Origin of the sequence: Variovorax soli NBRC 106424 (assembly GCF_001591385.1) — a bacterium.
In the GTDB taxonomy this organism is placed as follows: domain Bacteria; phylum Pseudomonadota; class Gammaproteobacteria; order Burkholderiales; family Burkholderiaceae_C; genus Variovorax; species Variovorax soli.
Window position 1 is genome coordinate 21777 of sequence record NZ_BCUU01000054.1, and the last position, 14021, is coordinate 35797.

Annotated in this window: 14 protein-coding genes; 6 read left to right on the forward strand and 8 right to left on the reverse strand. The window is 67.4% G+C overall.

Annotated elements, in window-relative coordinates; translation table 11 throughout:
• Positions 1-9: 9 nt before the first annotated feature.
• The 3 genes from VSO01S_RS16210 to VSO01S_RS16220 all read left to right on the forward strand — a co-directional run bounded on the left by VSO01S_RS16210 (position 10) and on the right by VSO01S_RS16220 (position 1481).
• Positions 10-345, forward strand: a complete 336-nt coding sequence (locus tag VSO01S_RS16210) for a type II toxin-antitoxin system Phd/YefM family antitoxin (protein WP_068643848.1) — start codon at positions 10-12, stop codon at positions 343-345.
• Entirely contained in the window at positions 338-721 is a 384-nt protein-coding gene (locus VSO01S_RS16215; protein ID WP_068643849.1) for a type II toxin-antitoxin system RelE/ParE family toxin, read from the forward strand. The genes VSO01S_RS16210 and VSO01S_RS16215 overlap by 8 nt, the downstream gene beginning before the upstream one ends.
• Positions 722-890: 169 nt before the next feature.
• Positions 891-1481 (forward strand): hypothetical protein, encoded by a 591-nt coding sequence (locus tag VSO01S_RS16220; RefSeq protein ID WP_084241913.1) that lies wholly within the window; start codon positions 891-893, stop codon positions 1479-1481.
• 72 nt (positions 1482-1553) lie between these two features.
• Here VSO01S_RS16220 and yjfF read toward each other — a convergent pair whose 3' ends face one another.
• The 8 genes from yjfF to VSO01S_RS16260 form a co-directional block, all read right to left on the reverse strand.
• Positions 1554-2597 (reverse strand): galactofuranose ABC transporter, permease protein YjfF, encoded by a 1044-nt coding sequence (gene yjfF / locus VSO01S_RS16225; protein WP_068643851.1) that lies wholly within the window; start codon positions 2595-2597, stop codon positions 1554-1556.
• On the reverse strand, positions 2594-3658 hold the full coding sequence (locus VSO01S_RS16230) for an ABC transporter permease (RefSeq protein ID WP_068643852.1): 1065 nt from the start codon (positions 3656-3658) through the stop codon (positions 2594-2596). Before VSO01S_RS16230 ends, yjfF begins: the two co-directional genes overlap by 4 nt.
• Complete coding sequence (locus tag VSO01S_RS16235; RefSeq protein WP_068643861.1) at positions 3655-5202, reverse strand: sugar ABC transporter ATP-binding protein; 1548 nt, start codon at positions 5200-5202, stop codon at positions 3655-3657. The genes VSO01S_RS16230 and VSO01S_RS16235 overlap by 4 nt, the downstream gene beginning before the upstream one ends.
• An 8-nt stretch (positions 5203-5210) precedes the next feature.
• On the reverse strand, positions 5211-6440 hold the full coding sequence (gene mmsB, locus VSO01S_RS16240; protein WP_084241914.1) for a multiple monosaccharide ABC transporter permease: 1230 nt from the start codon (positions 6438-6440) through the stop codon (positions 5211-5213).
• Positions 6430-7992, reverse strand: coding sequence for a multiple monosaccharide ABC transporter ATP-binding protein (gene mmsA, locus VSO01S_RS16245; protein WP_068643853.1), 1563 nt, complete (start codon positions 7990-7992; stop codon positions 6430-6432). The genes mmsB and mmsA overlap by 11 nt, the downstream gene beginning before the upstream one ends.
• On the reverse strand, positions 7989-9065 hold the full coding sequence (gene chvE / locus VSO01S_RS16250) for a multiple monosaccharide ABC transporter substrate-binding protein (RefSeq protein WP_068643854.1): 1077 nt from the start codon (positions 9063-9065) through the stop codon (positions 7989-7991). The genes mmsA and chvE overlap by 4 nt, the downstream gene beginning before the upstream one ends.
• A 167-nt stretch (positions 9066-9232) precedes the next feature.
• Entirely contained in the window at positions 9233-10198 is a 966-nt protein-coding gene (locus VSO01S_RS16255) for an ABC transporter substrate-binding protein (RefSeq protein WP_068643855.1), read from the reverse strand.
• 56 nt (positions 10199-10254) lie between these two features.
• Positions 10255-11709, reverse strand: a complete 1455-nt coding sequence (locus tag VSO01S_RS16260) for an aldehyde dehydrogenase family protein (protein ID WP_068643856.1) — start codon at positions 11707-11709, stop codon at positions 10255-10257.
• Positions 11710-11798: 89 nt separating this feature from the next.
• Here VSO01S_RS16260 and VSO01S_RS16265 point away from each other — a divergent pair, with 89 nt between their 5' ends.
• From VSO01S_RS16265 to VSO01S_RS16275, 3 genes are all read left to right on the forward strand, one after another.
• A complete protein-coding gene (locus VSO01S_RS16265) occupies positions 11799-12758 on the forward strand; it encodes a LysR family transcriptional regulator (protein ID WP_068643857.1) in 960 nt (319 codons plus the stop codon).
• 149 nt (positions 12759-12907) lie between these two features.
• Positions 12908-13801, forward strand: a complete 894-nt coding sequence (locus VSO01S_RS16270) for an SMP-30/gluconolactonase/LRE family protein (protein ID WP_245684225.1) — start codon at positions 12908-12910, stop codon at positions 13799-13801.
• A 34-nt stretch (positions 13802-13835) separates the two neighbouring features.
• On the forward strand, positions 13836-14021 hold a 186-nt coding region (locus tag VSO01S_RS16275), incomplete at its 3' end, for an SDR family NAD(P)-dependent oxidoreductase (RefSeq protein ID WP_153305284.1).

Genomic DNA, 14021 nt, shown 5'->3' on the forward strand with positions numbered 1-14021 from the left:
GAGACGGCCATGGGTTTTGCCACCAGCGATGTCGTGCCGTTCACGCAGGCACGCTCCAACCTTTCGGATCTGGCCGACCAGGCGAAGGCTGGCGCAGAGAAGATCATCACGAAGAATGGCGAGAGCTATGTGGCGCTGATCGACGCCGACCGGCTCGACTACTACCACCGGCTCGAAAGGGAGCGCATTCATCTGCTGCTGATCGAGGACGCCAGGCGCGGCCTTGCCGATATCGCGGCCAAGCGGACCTTCGAAGCGGATGCAGCGATTGGTTTGCTGCAAGAGCGGCGCGCAGCCACGGCCAGGAATTCAGTGCGCTCACGGCCAGCCAAGAAGCGTGGCTGAAAGAGTTTGCCGCGTCGAGCTGACGGCCAGCTTCATCGAACGCCTGGAATCCATCGAGACATTCCTTGCCGAAGCCGATGCACCATTTGCCTATGACGCGTTGCTTGACGAGTTGCGCGCAACCGTCATTCCAAATCTGCGGCATTTCCCACGCATCGGTCGCGCCTATCTGGCGGCGCCACCGCAATCCGCCGAGGCCCTGGCACAACTCGCAGCCTTGCCGGCCGGTGCTCCGGCTGCACTGCGCGAGTATCTGCACGGGGACTACCTGATCCTCTACACAGTTTCGGAAGCCGCCGGCACCGTGTATCTGCTGTCCATCCGGCACCATCGGCAATTGACCTTCGATTTCGCGAAGCTGTGGCCTGGCGGTTGACGCGGATTTCCCCCGCTGACGGCGCAGTCCCACAGGGATCGTTGCCGCTTCGCTGACAAGGATCTTCTTCGCATTTCGCACATGGCAGCGTCCATGCGGCGCCCAGACTTTGAGAACCGTGCCACGCAGCGCAGCCATGCGTTGCGCCACGTTTCTCAAGGAGTGAGCCATGAATGCCTTCCGTCAAAGCTGCGCAATGGCCATGCTGGCCGCCGGCAGCCTCGTCGCCCTGCCTTCCGCCTTCGCGGCCGGCACCAGCGCCAAGGGCGGCACAAGCACCTACCAGACCGAACGTGCGATGTGCGGCCAGATCCAGCAGGACAAGGCCGCCTGCATTCGCGAGGCGGGTGCCGCGGCCCAGGCTTCGCGCCAGGGCAACCTGACGCATGCCTCGGATGCCACCTACCGCCAGAACGCCCTGGCACGCTGCCAGGCGCAGCCCGCCGAAGACCGCAAGGCCTGCGAACAGCGCGTGACCGGCGCCGGCAACACCACCATCGAGGGCAGCGTCCTGGGCGGTGGCGCCATCCGCGAAACGGTCACCCAGGCCCCGGTCTCGACGACGGTGCAGCCCGCAAGCACCATGCCGCCGGCGAGCACCGTGCCACCGCCGAACACCCTGCCGAGTACGCTGCCGGGCAGCTCGTCCATGCCGCGTTCGACGACGATCCCGCCTGCTGCAGAGCCGATGCCGGCCACACCACCGGTGCCCGCCACCGTGCCGCCGCCAAGGGCGCCCGGTCCGTCGACCATCAATTGAGCAAGTCGCGAATAGCTGGAGGGACGCGCGAGGCGCTGCCATGCAGCCGCTTCGCGCTCCTCTTCCCGCCCGTTAGTGCCGCTCCGCCCGCGCGCCGAGCAAGCGCTGCAGCAGGCAGAACACGAACAGCAGCGCACCCACCACGATGCGCGTCCACCAGGAACTCAGCGTGCCGTCGAATGCGATCAGCGTCTGGATGATGCCCAGCATCATCACGCCGAACAGCGTGCCCACGACATAGCCCACGCCACCGGTCAGCAGCGTGCCGCCGATCACCACGGCGGCGATGGCGTCCAGTTCCAGCCCCAATGCATGCAGGCCGTAGCCCGACAGCATGTAGAAGGTGAACAGCACGCCCGCGAGCGCGGAGCAGAAGCCCGACAGCGTGTACACGCCAATGATGGTGCCGCGCACGGGCAGGCCCATGAGCACGGCCGACTGCTCGTTGCCGCCCACCGCGTACACCGCGCGGCCGAACGGTGTCCAGTGCGCCACGTAGACCGCGATGGCCACCACAACCAGCGCAATCAACGCACTGAGCGAGATGGAAGCATCGCCCCACACCGGCAGGCGCAGTCGGGAGAGGTCCGAATACACCTCGTTGGTGATACTGATCGAGTCGATGCTGATCACGTAGCAAAGGCCCCGGGCCAGGAACATGCCGGCCAGCGTCACGATGAAGGGCTGCAGCCGGAAGCGCTCGATGAGAAAGCCCATGAAGGCGCCGAACACGGTGCCCATGAGCAGCACCAGCGGTATCACCTGCAGCGGGCTCCATCCCTGCTTTTCCACCAGCGCGGCCGACACCATGGTCGTGAGCGCGATCACCGACCCCACCGACAGGTCGATGCCGCCGGAGAGGATGACGAAGGTCATGCCCACCGCCACCACGCAAAGAAAAGCATTGTCGATCAGCAGGTTGAGAAAGACCTGCAGCGAGAAGAAGCCCGGATACACGACCGAGCCCAGCGTGGCCATGAGCACGAAGAGCGACACGGTCACCGCCAGCGGCAGCATGCGCCCGCGCAGGCGCGGCGGCAGCTTGCGGCCCTGCCGCCCGGCCGGCGCCTCGCTCTGCGGCGCGGCCTGCGATTTCATCGGCACCACTGCGCTCATGACCGCACCTCCCCGCGCACCGGCCGGAACACCAGGCTGCGCAGCTGCGCACGGAACTCGGCCGACTGCAGCAGCATCACCAGGAACACCACCACCGCCTTCACCACCAGGTTGATCTCGGGCGGCACGCCCATGGAATAGATGGCATAGGTCAACGTCTGGATGATGAGCGCGCCGATCACGCTGCCCACCAGGCTGAAGCGTCCGCCGGTGAGGGCTGTGCCGCCCAGGGTGACGGCCAGGATGGCGTCCAGCTCGAGCAGCAGCCCGGCGTTGTTGCCGTCCGCACTCTTCACATTGGAGCTGATGATGAGCCCCGCCAGTCCGGCGCAGAAGGCGCAGAACACGTACACGCCCACAATCAGCCTGCGCGCCCGCACGCCGGCCAGGTGCGCCGCCGCCGGATTGATGCCCACCGACTGGATGAACAGCCCCAGCGCCGTGCGCGTGACCGCCAGGTACATCAGCACCGCCACGCCGGCCGCGATGAACAGCGCGAAGGGCAGCCCCAGCAGGTACCCGCCGCCGATGAAGAAATACGGCGCGTAGTAGATGGTGATGATCTGCCCGCCGGTGATCAGCTGCGCGATGCCGCGCCCCGCCACCATCAGGATCAGCGTGGCAATGATCGGCTGCATGCCGATGCGCGCCACCAGCAGGCCGTTCCACAAGCCGCAAACGGCCGCCACCGCCAGTGCCGCGGCGATGGCCAGGCTCATGGGAAAGCGGCTCACCTCCGCCGCCGCGCCGTCCTTCACCACCAGCGAGCCGCCGATCATCGCGGCCGCCAGCGCGGCCGCGATGGCCACCACCGCGCCCACCGAGATGTCGATGCCGCGCGTGGCAATCACCAGCGTCATGCCCAGCGCCACCAGCACCAGCGGCGCGGCCCGGTTGAGGATGTCGATCAGGCTGCCGTACAGGTGCCCGTCGCGCCACTCGATGTGCAGGAAGGTCGGGTTGAAGGCCGCGTTGAGCGCCAGCAGCAGCACGAGCGTGGCCACGGGCCAGGCCAGGCGGTGCTGGAGCACGGTACGAATGAGGGAGTTCTGCTCGGTCATGTCTGTGCAGCAATCAGGTCGTACACGGCGTCTTCGCTGCTGCCTTCGGGCAACTCGCCGACCTTGCGCCGGTCGCGCAGCACGGCGATGCGGTGCGACACGCGCACCACCTCATTCATTTCGGACGAGATGAACAGCACCGACATGCCCGAGGCGGCCAGCCGCAATATCTCGTCCATGATTTCCTGCTTAGCCGCCACGTCGATGCCGCGCGTGGGTTCGTCCAGCAGCAGGAGGCGCGGGTCGGTGGCCAGCCAGCGCGCCAGCATGGCCTTCTGCTGGTTGCCGCCCGACAGCAGGCCGATGGGCGTCTCCACGCTGGGCGTCTTGATGCCCAGCGCCTTCACGAAGCGCTCTGCCAGCTGCGTCTGCTCGGCGCGCGACAGGTTGCGCCTGAGGCCGAGGCTCGCCTGCAGCGCCAGCGCGATGTTCTCGCGCAGCGACAGCTCCGCGACGATGCCTTCGGTCTTGCGCTCTTCCGGGCACATGGCCAGGCCATGCTTCACCGCGTCGGCCGGCGCACTCCACTGGACGGCCTCGCCGCCCACGCGCAGCTGCCCGCCGTCGGACTTGGCCAGGCCGAAGAGCAGTCTCGCCAACTCGGTGCGGCCGGAACCGAGCAGCCCGGCCAGCCCCACCACCTCGCCCGCGCGCAGCTGCAGGTCGGTGGGCTGCAGCTGGCCGCGCTGGCCCAGTTGCTCGGCGGCCAGCAGCACCGGCGCATCGGCCGCCAGCGCAGGCCGATGCGCGGTGGCGGCCGCGGCCATGTCCCACTCGCGCCCGACCATGGCCGAGATCAGGGCCTGCGGCCCGAGTTCGGCGGCCTTCCATTCGCCCACCCAGCTGCCGTTGCGCAGCACCGTGATGCGATCGGACACCGCATACACCTGGTTGAGGAAGTGGGTCACGAACAAGATGGCCAGGCCCTGGCCGCGCAGGCGGCGCAGCACCTCGAAGAGCTTGCGCACTTCCTCGTCGTCCAGGCTGGAGGTGGGCTCGTCCAGGATCAGCACCTTGGACGATACCGACAGTGCCCGCGCAATGGCCACCATCTGCTGCACCGCCACCGGGTAGCTCGACAGCAGCCGCGTCACGTCGATGTCCACGTCCAGCCGCGCCAGCAGCTCGCGCGTGCGCCGGTGCACCGCCGCCCAGTCGATGCGGCGCCCCTGCAGCCATCCGCGGCGCGGATAGCGGCCGGCGAACACGTTCTCCGCCACCGACAAGTTGGGGCAGAGGTTGACCTCCTGGTAGACCGTGCTGATGCCCAGCTGCTGCGCCTGCAGCGGCGAGGCGGGGCGAATGGGCCGGCCCTCCAGGTACATGTCGCCGCCGTCGACCGGGTACACGCCCGTCAGCACCTTGATGAGCGTGGACTTGCCGGCGCCGTTCTGACCCATGAGCGTGTGGATCTCGCCGGCGCGCAGCCGCAGATGAACGCCCTTGAGCGCCGCCACGCCCAGGAACTGCTTGTGAATGCCTTGCAGGTGCAGCACCGCGCCTGCGCCATCGGCGCCCGGCAAGGAAGTGGAAGAATCGGACATGGCCGCGCTCACTTGTTCTTGTTGTAGACGTCGATGAACACCGCCGCCAGCAGCACCAGCCCCTTGATCACCTGCTGGTAGTCGATGCCGATGCCCATGATGGACATGCCGTTGTTCATCACGCCCATGATGAAGGCGCCGATGACCGCACCCATCACTCTGCCCACGCCGCCCGAGGCCGAGGCGCCGCCAATGAAGCAGGCCGCGATCACGTCCAGCTCGAAGCCCAGGCCCGCCTTGGGCGTGGCGGTGTTCAGGCGCGCCGCGAACACCAGCCCGGCCAGCGCCGCCAGCGCGCCCATGTTCACGAAGGTGAGGAAGGCCAGCCGCTGCGTGTGGATGCCCGACAGCCGCGCCGCCTTCTCGTTGCCGCCCAGCGCATAGATGCGCCGGCCGATGGTGGTGCGGTTGGTGACGAAGTCGTAGAGCACGATCAGGAGCGCCATCACGATCAGCACGTTCGGCAGCCCCTTGTAGGTGGCCAGCAGGTAGCAGAAGTAGACGATGACCGCGGCGAAGAACAGGTTCTTGCCCAGGAAGAAGGCATAGGGTTCGTCTTCCATGCCGTAGCGGGCCAGCCGCGCGCGGCCGCGCATCTTGAAGAACACCAGCGCTACCGCCGCCGCAATGCCCAGGAGCAGCGAGAACAGCCGCAGCGTCTCACCGTCGAAGGGATCGGCAATGAACCCTGAGCTCAGCCGCTGGAACTGCACCGGAAACGGCCCCACCGACTGCCCCGCCAGCAGCGCCAGCGTGAGCCCCTTGAACACCAGCATGCCCGCCAGCGTGACGATGAAGGACGGAATGCGCTGGAAGGCCACGAACCAGCCCTGCGCCGCGCCGATGAGCGCGCCGGCCAGGATGCACACCACGCCGGTGAGGAAGTAGGGCCAGTCGTACTGCACCATCAGCACCGCCGCCAGCGCGCCGATGAAGCCGCACACCGAACCCACCGACAGGTCGATGTGCCCCGCCACGATCACCAGCAGCATGCCCAGCGCCATGATGACGATGTAGCTGTTCTGCAGCACCAGGTTGGTGAGGTTGAGCGGCCGCATCAGCGTGCCGTCGGTCAGCACCTGGAACAGCACCATGATCGCCACCAGCGAGATGAGCATGCCGTACTCGCGCAGGTTGCTCTGCCAGAAGCGCTTGTGGTCGGCCGGCGCGGGCGCCGCCCCCGCCGCGGTGCTCACCGCATGCACTGCGTCCGCGGCCTTTGCTGCGTCATTGGCCATGATCGCCGCCTCCTGAAGAAGAATTGACGATGACCCGCATGATGCGCTCCTGCGAGGCCTCTGCCACCGGCATTTCCGCCACCAGCCGGCCTTCGTTCATGACGTAGATGCGATCGCACATGCCCAGCAGCTCGGGCAGCTCGGAAGAAATCATGAGGATGCTCTTTCCCTCGCGCGCCAGCTGGTCGACGATGGTGTAGATCTCGTACTTGGCGCCCACGTCGATGCCGCGCGTGGGCTCATCCAATATCAGCAGCTCGGGCCGGGTGAAGAGCCATTTGCTCAGCACCACCTTCTGCTGGTTGCCGCCCGACAGCTGCACCGCATGCTGGGCCACGCCCGAGCAGCGGATCTTCAGCGCCTTGCGGTAGTCGCTGGCCACCTGGAACTCGCGGCCGGTGTCGAGCACGCCGGCTTCGGACACGGCTCCCAGATTGGCCAGACTGATGTTCTTGCGGATCTCCTCGTCCAGCACCAGGCCCAGCGCCTTGCGGTCCTCGGTGACGTAGGCAATGCCCTGGGCGATGGCCTTGCTCACCGTGCCGATGTCCACGGGCTTGCCATGCAGGAAGGCGCTGCCGCTGATGCGCTGGCCGTAGGACTTGCCGAACACGCTCATGGCGAACTCGGTGCGCCCCGCGCCCATGAGCCCGGCAATGCCCACGATCTCGCCGCGCCGCACATTCAGGTTCACGCCCTTGACCACTTCGCGCTCCGCGTGCTGCGCATGGTGCACGCGCCAGTCGCGCACCTCGAACACCACCTCGCCGATCTGCGGATCGCGCTGCGGATAGCGGTGCGCCATGTCGCGGCCCACCATGCCGCGGATGATGCGGTCTTCGCTCACCGCGTCGGCGCGGCAGTCCAGCGTCTCGACCGTGGCGCCGTCGCGCAGCACGGTGATCGAATCGGCCACCTTCGAAATTTCGTTGAGCTTGTGCGAAATGAGGATGGACGTGATGCCGTGCGCCTTGAGCTCCAGCAGCAGTTGCAGCAGCGCGTCGCTGTCGCTCTCGTTGAGGCTGGCGGTGGGCTCGTCCAGGATGAGCAGCTTCACGTCCTTGGACAGCGCCTTGGCAATTTCGACCAGCTGCTGCTTGCCCACGCCCAGGTGCGTGACCGGCGTGGTGGGCGCCTCCTTCAGGCCCACCTTGGCCAGCAGCGCGCGCGTCTGCTGGTAGGCCTCCATCCAGTCGATGATGCCGCCGCGCGCGCGCTCGTTGCCCAGGAAGATGTTCTCGGCAATGGACAGAAGCGGCACCAGCGCCAGCTCCTGGTGGATGATGATGATGCCCAGCTTCTCGCTGTCGTCGATACCCTTGAAGCGCCGCACCTCGCCGCCGAAGCGGATGTCGCCCGAGTACGAGCCGGCCGGGTAGACGCCGCTGAGCACCTTCATCAGCGTCGACTTGCCCGCGCCGTTCTCGCCCACCAGCGCGTGAATCTCGCCGGCGCGCACGGCGAGATTCACGTTGTCCAGTGCGTTGACCCCCGGAAATGTCTTGGTGATGCCGCGCATTTCCAGGAGCAGCTCTCCCTGCCCAGCGGTCATTTGATCTGCGATTCCTTGTAGTAGCCGCTGTCCACCAGCACCTGCTTCCAGTTGCTCGCATCCACGCTCACCGGCTTGAGCAGGTACGAGGGCACCACCTTCACGCCGTTGTTGTAGGTCTTGGTGTCGTTCACCTCGGGCGTCTTGCCGGCCATCATCGCGTCGACCATGGACACGGTGACCTTGGCCAGTTCGCGCGTGTCCTTGAAGATGGTGGAGGTCTGCTCCTTGCGCAGCATCGACTTCACCGACGGCACTTCGGCGTCCTGGCCCGTGACCACCGGCATCTTCAGCGAGCCCGATCCATAGCCCACGCCCTTGAGCGAGGACAGGATGCCGATCGACAGGCCGTCGTAGGGCGACAGCACCGCGTCCACATGCTCCTTGCTGTAGTAGGCCGACAGCAGGTTGTCCATGCGCGCCTGCGCCACTGCGCCGTCCCAGCGCAGCGTGCCCACCTTGTCCATGCCCATCTGCTTGCTGCGCACCACCAGCTTGCCGCTCTTGATGTAGGGGTCCAGCACCGACATCGCGCCGTTGTAGAAGAAGAAGGCGTTGTTGTCGTCGGGCGAGCCGCCGAACAGCTCGATGTTGTAGGGCCCCTTGCCGCCCTTGAGGTCGAGCGCCTTCTCGATCGACTGGGCCTGCAGCACGCCCACCTGGAAGTTGTCGAAGGTGGCGTAGTAGTCCACGTTCTTCGAGCCGCGGATCAGCCGGTCATAGGCGATGACCTTCACGCCCTTGTCCGCCGCCTTCTGCAACACGTCCGACAGCGTGGTGCCGTCGATGGCGGCGATGACCAGCACCTTCGGCCCCTTGGTGAGCATGTTCTCGATCTGCGCCAGCTGGTTCGGAATGTCGTCTTCCGCGTACTGCAGGTCGGCCTTGTAGCCCTTTTCCTTGAGCTGCTTGACCATGTTGTCGCCGTCGGCGATCCAGCGCGCCGAGGACTTGGTGGGCATGGACACGGCCACCAGGCCCTTGTCCTGCGCGAGGACGAGCGATGCGGTGCCCATGAGCCCCGTGGCGGCCACGGAGGCCACCAGGGTCTTGAGGAAGGTGCTGCGTTTCATGATTGCGGTCTCCTTGATGTGTTGTGCGTGGTTCGTGTCGCGGAATCCAACCGGCCGGCGAAGCCAGGCCCGTTCGGGGCCGCCGCGGAACTGGCTTTGCCAGGCCGCAGGCGGCGCCCCCTCGAAGGGGGTGGGCGGACCTGCGAAGCAGGGTAGCCTGGGGGTGGTCAATATTTCCGCTTCGGGAACTCGGCGGCCGCCACTTCCATCGGGAAGATGCCTTCCTCCGTGATGATCCGCTTGGGCACCGGCTTGCCGGCCACGATGTCCTTCACCGCGCTCATCAGCTGCGGGCCCAGCAGCGGGCTGCATTCCACGCTCACGTTGAGCTTGCCGGCCATCATGGCTTCGAAGGCGCCCTTCACCGCATCGATGGAGATGATGGTGATGTCCTTGGCCGGCTTCATGCCCGCTTCCTCGATGGCCTGGATGGCGCCGATCGCCATGTCGTCGTTGTGCGCATACAGCACATTGATCTTCTTGCCCTCGGCCTTCAGGAAGGCTTCCATCACTTCCTTGCCCTTGGCGCGGGTGAAGTCGCCGGTCTGCGAGCGAATGATCTTGAACTTGGGGTCGGCCTTGATGATTTCCTCGAAGCCCTTCTTGCGGTCGATGGCCGGCGCCGAGCCCACGGTGCCCTGCAGTTCCACGATGTTGATGGGGCCGGGGTTGCCCTTCATCTTCTCCACCAGCCAGCGGCCGGCCTTGCGGCCTTCCTCTGTGAAGTCGGAGCCCATGAAGGTGACGTACAGGCTGTCGTCCTTCACCTTCACCGAGCGGTCGGTCAGCACCACCGGGATCTTGGCGGCCTTGGCCTCGCGCAGCACCGTCTCGAAGCCGGTTTCCACCACCGGCGAGAAGGCGATCACGTCCACCTTCTGCGCGATGTAGGAGCGGATGGCCTTGATCTGGTTCTCCTGCTTCTGCTGCGCGTCCGAGAACTTCAGGTCGATGCCCGCCTCGGCCGCCGAGGACTTGATCGACTCGGTGTTGGCGGTGCGCCATTCGCTTTCCGCGCCCACCTGGGCAAAGCCCAGCACGATCTTCTTCTGCGCGAAGGCCGAGAGCGGCAGCGCGCCGGTGAGCGATGCAGCCGCCATGGCCGCCGTGAGAGTGCGTCGATTGAGGGTCATGGTGTCTCCTTGTCTTTCGTAGGGTTTGAGGTTGAGAAAGAGGCTCCCTGCTTTTGTCACGCCAGCATGTAGCCGGTCTTGAGCACGGTGTAGAACTCCGCGGCCTGCCGCCCCTGTGCGCGCGGCCCGTAGCCCGATGCCTTGCGCCCGCCGAAGGGCACGTGGTGGTCCTCGCTGGTGGTGGGCAAGTTGACCATGGTCATGCCCACCTTCGCGTGGCGGCGGAAGTGCGTGGCATGCGCCAGCGAGCGGGTGCAGATGCCGGCCACCAGGCCCCAGGGCGTGTCATTGGCCAGCGCCAGCGCATGCTCGTAGTCGTCGGCGCGCAGCACACAGGACAGCGGGCCGAAGATCTCGTCGCGCGCGATGCGGTGCTGCGGCTGCGCCAGGAAGAGCGCCGGGCTCATGTAGTGGCCGCGGCTGGGCTGGTTCAGCGCCTCGCCGCCACAGAGGAGTTCCGCACCCTCCTCCCGCGCGCCGCGCACCGCTTCGAGATGGCGCTCCAGGTGCGGCGCATCCACCAGCGGCCCCAGTTCGACGCCTTTCTCCAGCGCATGGCCCACGCGCAGCGCCGCCACCCGCTGGCGCAGCCGCGCCACGAAGGCGTCGTGCAGCGGCGCTTCCACAATGAGCCGGCTCGACGCGGTACAGCGCTGGCCGCCCCAGCTGTAGGCGCCGCCCAGGGCGCACTCCACCGCGCGCTCCAGGTCGGCGTCGCCCATCACCACGAGCGCGTTGTTGCCGCCCATTTCCAGCTGCACCCGCGTGCGCCGCTTGGCCGCGCCCTGCAGCACGCGCGCGCCCACCGCGGCCGAGCCGGTGAAGCTGACGGCATCCACCTGCGGGCTCTCGACCAGCGTGGCGCCCAGTTCGCGTCCGCTGCCCATCAGCAGGTTGAAGGCACCGGCGGGAAGCGCGGCGCGGCTGATGATCTCGGCCAGCATCCAGCCGCAGGCGGGCACCAGCTCCGAAGGCTTGAACACCACGCTGTTGCCGAAGGCCAGCGCCGGTGCGATCTTGCGCGCCGCGGCCGACAACGGCGCGCTCCACGAGGTGATGAGCGCCACCACGCCCACCGGCTCGCGCGTCACGTCCACCTGCACGCCGGGACGCACCGAATCCAGCGTCTCGCCGCCGCTGCGCAGCGCCTCGCCGGCAAAGTACTTGAAGATCTGCGCCGCGCGCAGCGCCTCGGCCACCGCCTCGGGCAGCGGCTTGCCCTGCTCGCGCGCCAGCAGCAGGCCCAGCTCGTCCTTGCGCGCCAGCAGTTCGCTGCCGATGGCATCGAGCGCGTCGGCGCGGCGCTGCGAGCTGCTGTGGCCCCAGGCCGCGAAGGCATCGGCGGCGGCGCGCACCGCCCGCTCGGCCTGCCGCCGGTCGGCGCGCGCGTATTCGGCCACGACCTCGCCCGTGTCGGAGGGGTTGCGCCGGATGCCCGTGGTCGCGCCCGTCTCCCAACGACCGTTGATGTATTGCCTGGCGCTGTGCTGATGAGGTTCGCTTCGCTTCAAGGTGCGGCGGAGTGTAGGAATCTCACCGATAGCTTTCCAATCAATATTTGGGCTGAATCGATATCCAATTTCGGATTCATGGAAACCCTGTGACCCACTACACCCACTGGTTCATCCGCGCGCGGCTGAAAACGAGGCAATTGCTCTTACTCGTGGCGCTGGCGGAGGAAGGCAACATCCACCGCGCCGCCCAGGTGCTCAACATGACGCAGCCGGCCGCCTCCAAGCTGCTGAAAGACCTGGAGGACGTGCTGGAGGTGCCGCTGTTCGAGCGCCTGCCGCGCGGCATGCGCCCCACCTGGTACGGCGAAACCATGATCCGCCACGCCCGCGTGGCCCTGGCGAGCCTCAACCAGGCGCACGACGAGCTGGCCGGGCTCAAGGCCGGGCGCTTCGGCCAGGTGGCGGTGGGCTGCATCACCGCGCCGGGGCTCACGCTGCTGCCGCCGGCCGTGGCGCGCGTGAAGAAGGAGCACCCCAGCCTGCGCGTGTCGCTGGAAATCGAGACCAGCCCCGTGCTGCTGGAGCGCCTGGCCCAGGGCAAGCTCGACATATTGATCGCACGGCTCTTCGCCGAACACGACAAGTCGCAGCTGCGCTACGAGGCGCTGGTGGAAGAGCCCATCAGCGCCATGGTGCGCCCCGGCCATCCGCTGCTGGGCATGAGCGGGCTCACGCTGCGCGACCTGCTCTCGGCCGGCTGGATCGTGCCGCCGGCAGGCAGCGTGCTGCGGCACCGCTTCGACCTCATGTTCCAGGAGGAAGGGCTGGCGCCGCCCATCAACCTGATCGAGACCTCGTCGCTGCTCTTCATCACCCGCATGCTGCAGCAAAGCGACATGGTGGCCATCGTGGCCAACGACGTGGCGCGCTACTACGCGGCGCACGGCATCGTCACGGTGCTGCCGGTGGCGATGAACTGCCAGATGGACGCCTTCGGGGTGATCACCCGCACCGACCGGCTGCTCTCGCCGGCCGCGCAGGTGATGATGCGTTCGCTCAAGGCGGTGTGCCAGGAGGTGTACGGCAAGCGGCTGGAGCCTGTGTAGGCCACCCATTGCAATGCAGGCATCCTTCGATGCTTTTTTTCGCTCTTTTCGGCATGCCTTGGCGTTGCTAGCATCGGCGCCCACCGCGCACCGGATGTGATGGCGCGGCAACAAGGAGACACACCCTGAGCCCCAGCACTTCCCTGCCCGTGCCCCGCGTCCTGGCCCCGCCGCGCTGCGTGTGGGACGCCAAGGCCGAACTGGGCGAAGGCACCCTGTGGTCCCAGCGGGAACAGGCGCTGTACTGGCTCGACATCCTGGGTCGCCGATTGCACCGCTTCGATCCGGCCAGCGGCGCGCAAGCCACCTGGCAGTTCGACGAGGAAATCTCGGCCGCGGCAGAACGCGAGAAAGAACCGGGCCTGCTCATCACCCTGCGCCGCGGCTTCGCCACATTCGACCCGGCCCGGCCCCAGGTGCCGCCGCGCTACCTGCACCAGCCCGAAGAGCCCGCCGGCAACCGATTCAACGACGGCAAGTGCGACCCGCAGGGCCGCTTCTGGGGCGGCACCATGGATTGGGACTGCCAGGCGCCCACGGGCGTGCTGTACCGCTTCGACGGCGACGGAACCTGCACCCGGCACGAAAGCGGCATCACGGTGAGCAACGGCCCCACCTGGTCGGCCGACGGGCGCACCATGTACTTCAACGACACGGCGCCCAACCGCATCCTGGCCTACGACTTCGACCCCGAAGCAGGCACGCTGTCGAACCGGCGCAACTGGCTTCGCCTCGCGCCCGGCGAGGGTTACCCCGACGGCATGACCACCGACGCCGCCGGGCGCCTGTGGATCTGCCATTGGGGCGGCAGTTGCGTCAGCTGCCACGACCCGGCGAGCGGCGCGGAACTGACCCGCATCGAACTGCCCGCCGCGCACATCACCGACTGCGCCTTCGGCGGCCCGGACCTGCGCACGCTCTACATCACCAGCGCCTGGAGCGGCCTGGATGCGGCGCAGCGCGACGCCCAGCCGCTGGCCGGCGCGCTCTTCGCCGTCGAACTGGACAGCCCGGGGCTGCCCGCGCCGCTGTTCGGCGGCTGACGCCTCTTCCCTTCATGCAACCCAATCTTTCTTCATGACCGCCTCCGCCCACTACCCCAGCCTTGTCGACCGCAGCGTGCTCATCACCGGCGGCGCCACCGGCATCGGCGCCACCCTGGTCGAGCGCTTCGTTGAGCAAGGCGCGCGCGTCGGCTTCCTGGACATCGACCAGGCCGCCGGCAGTGCGCTGGCCGCGCGGCTGGCGGCCGCCGGCGCGCGG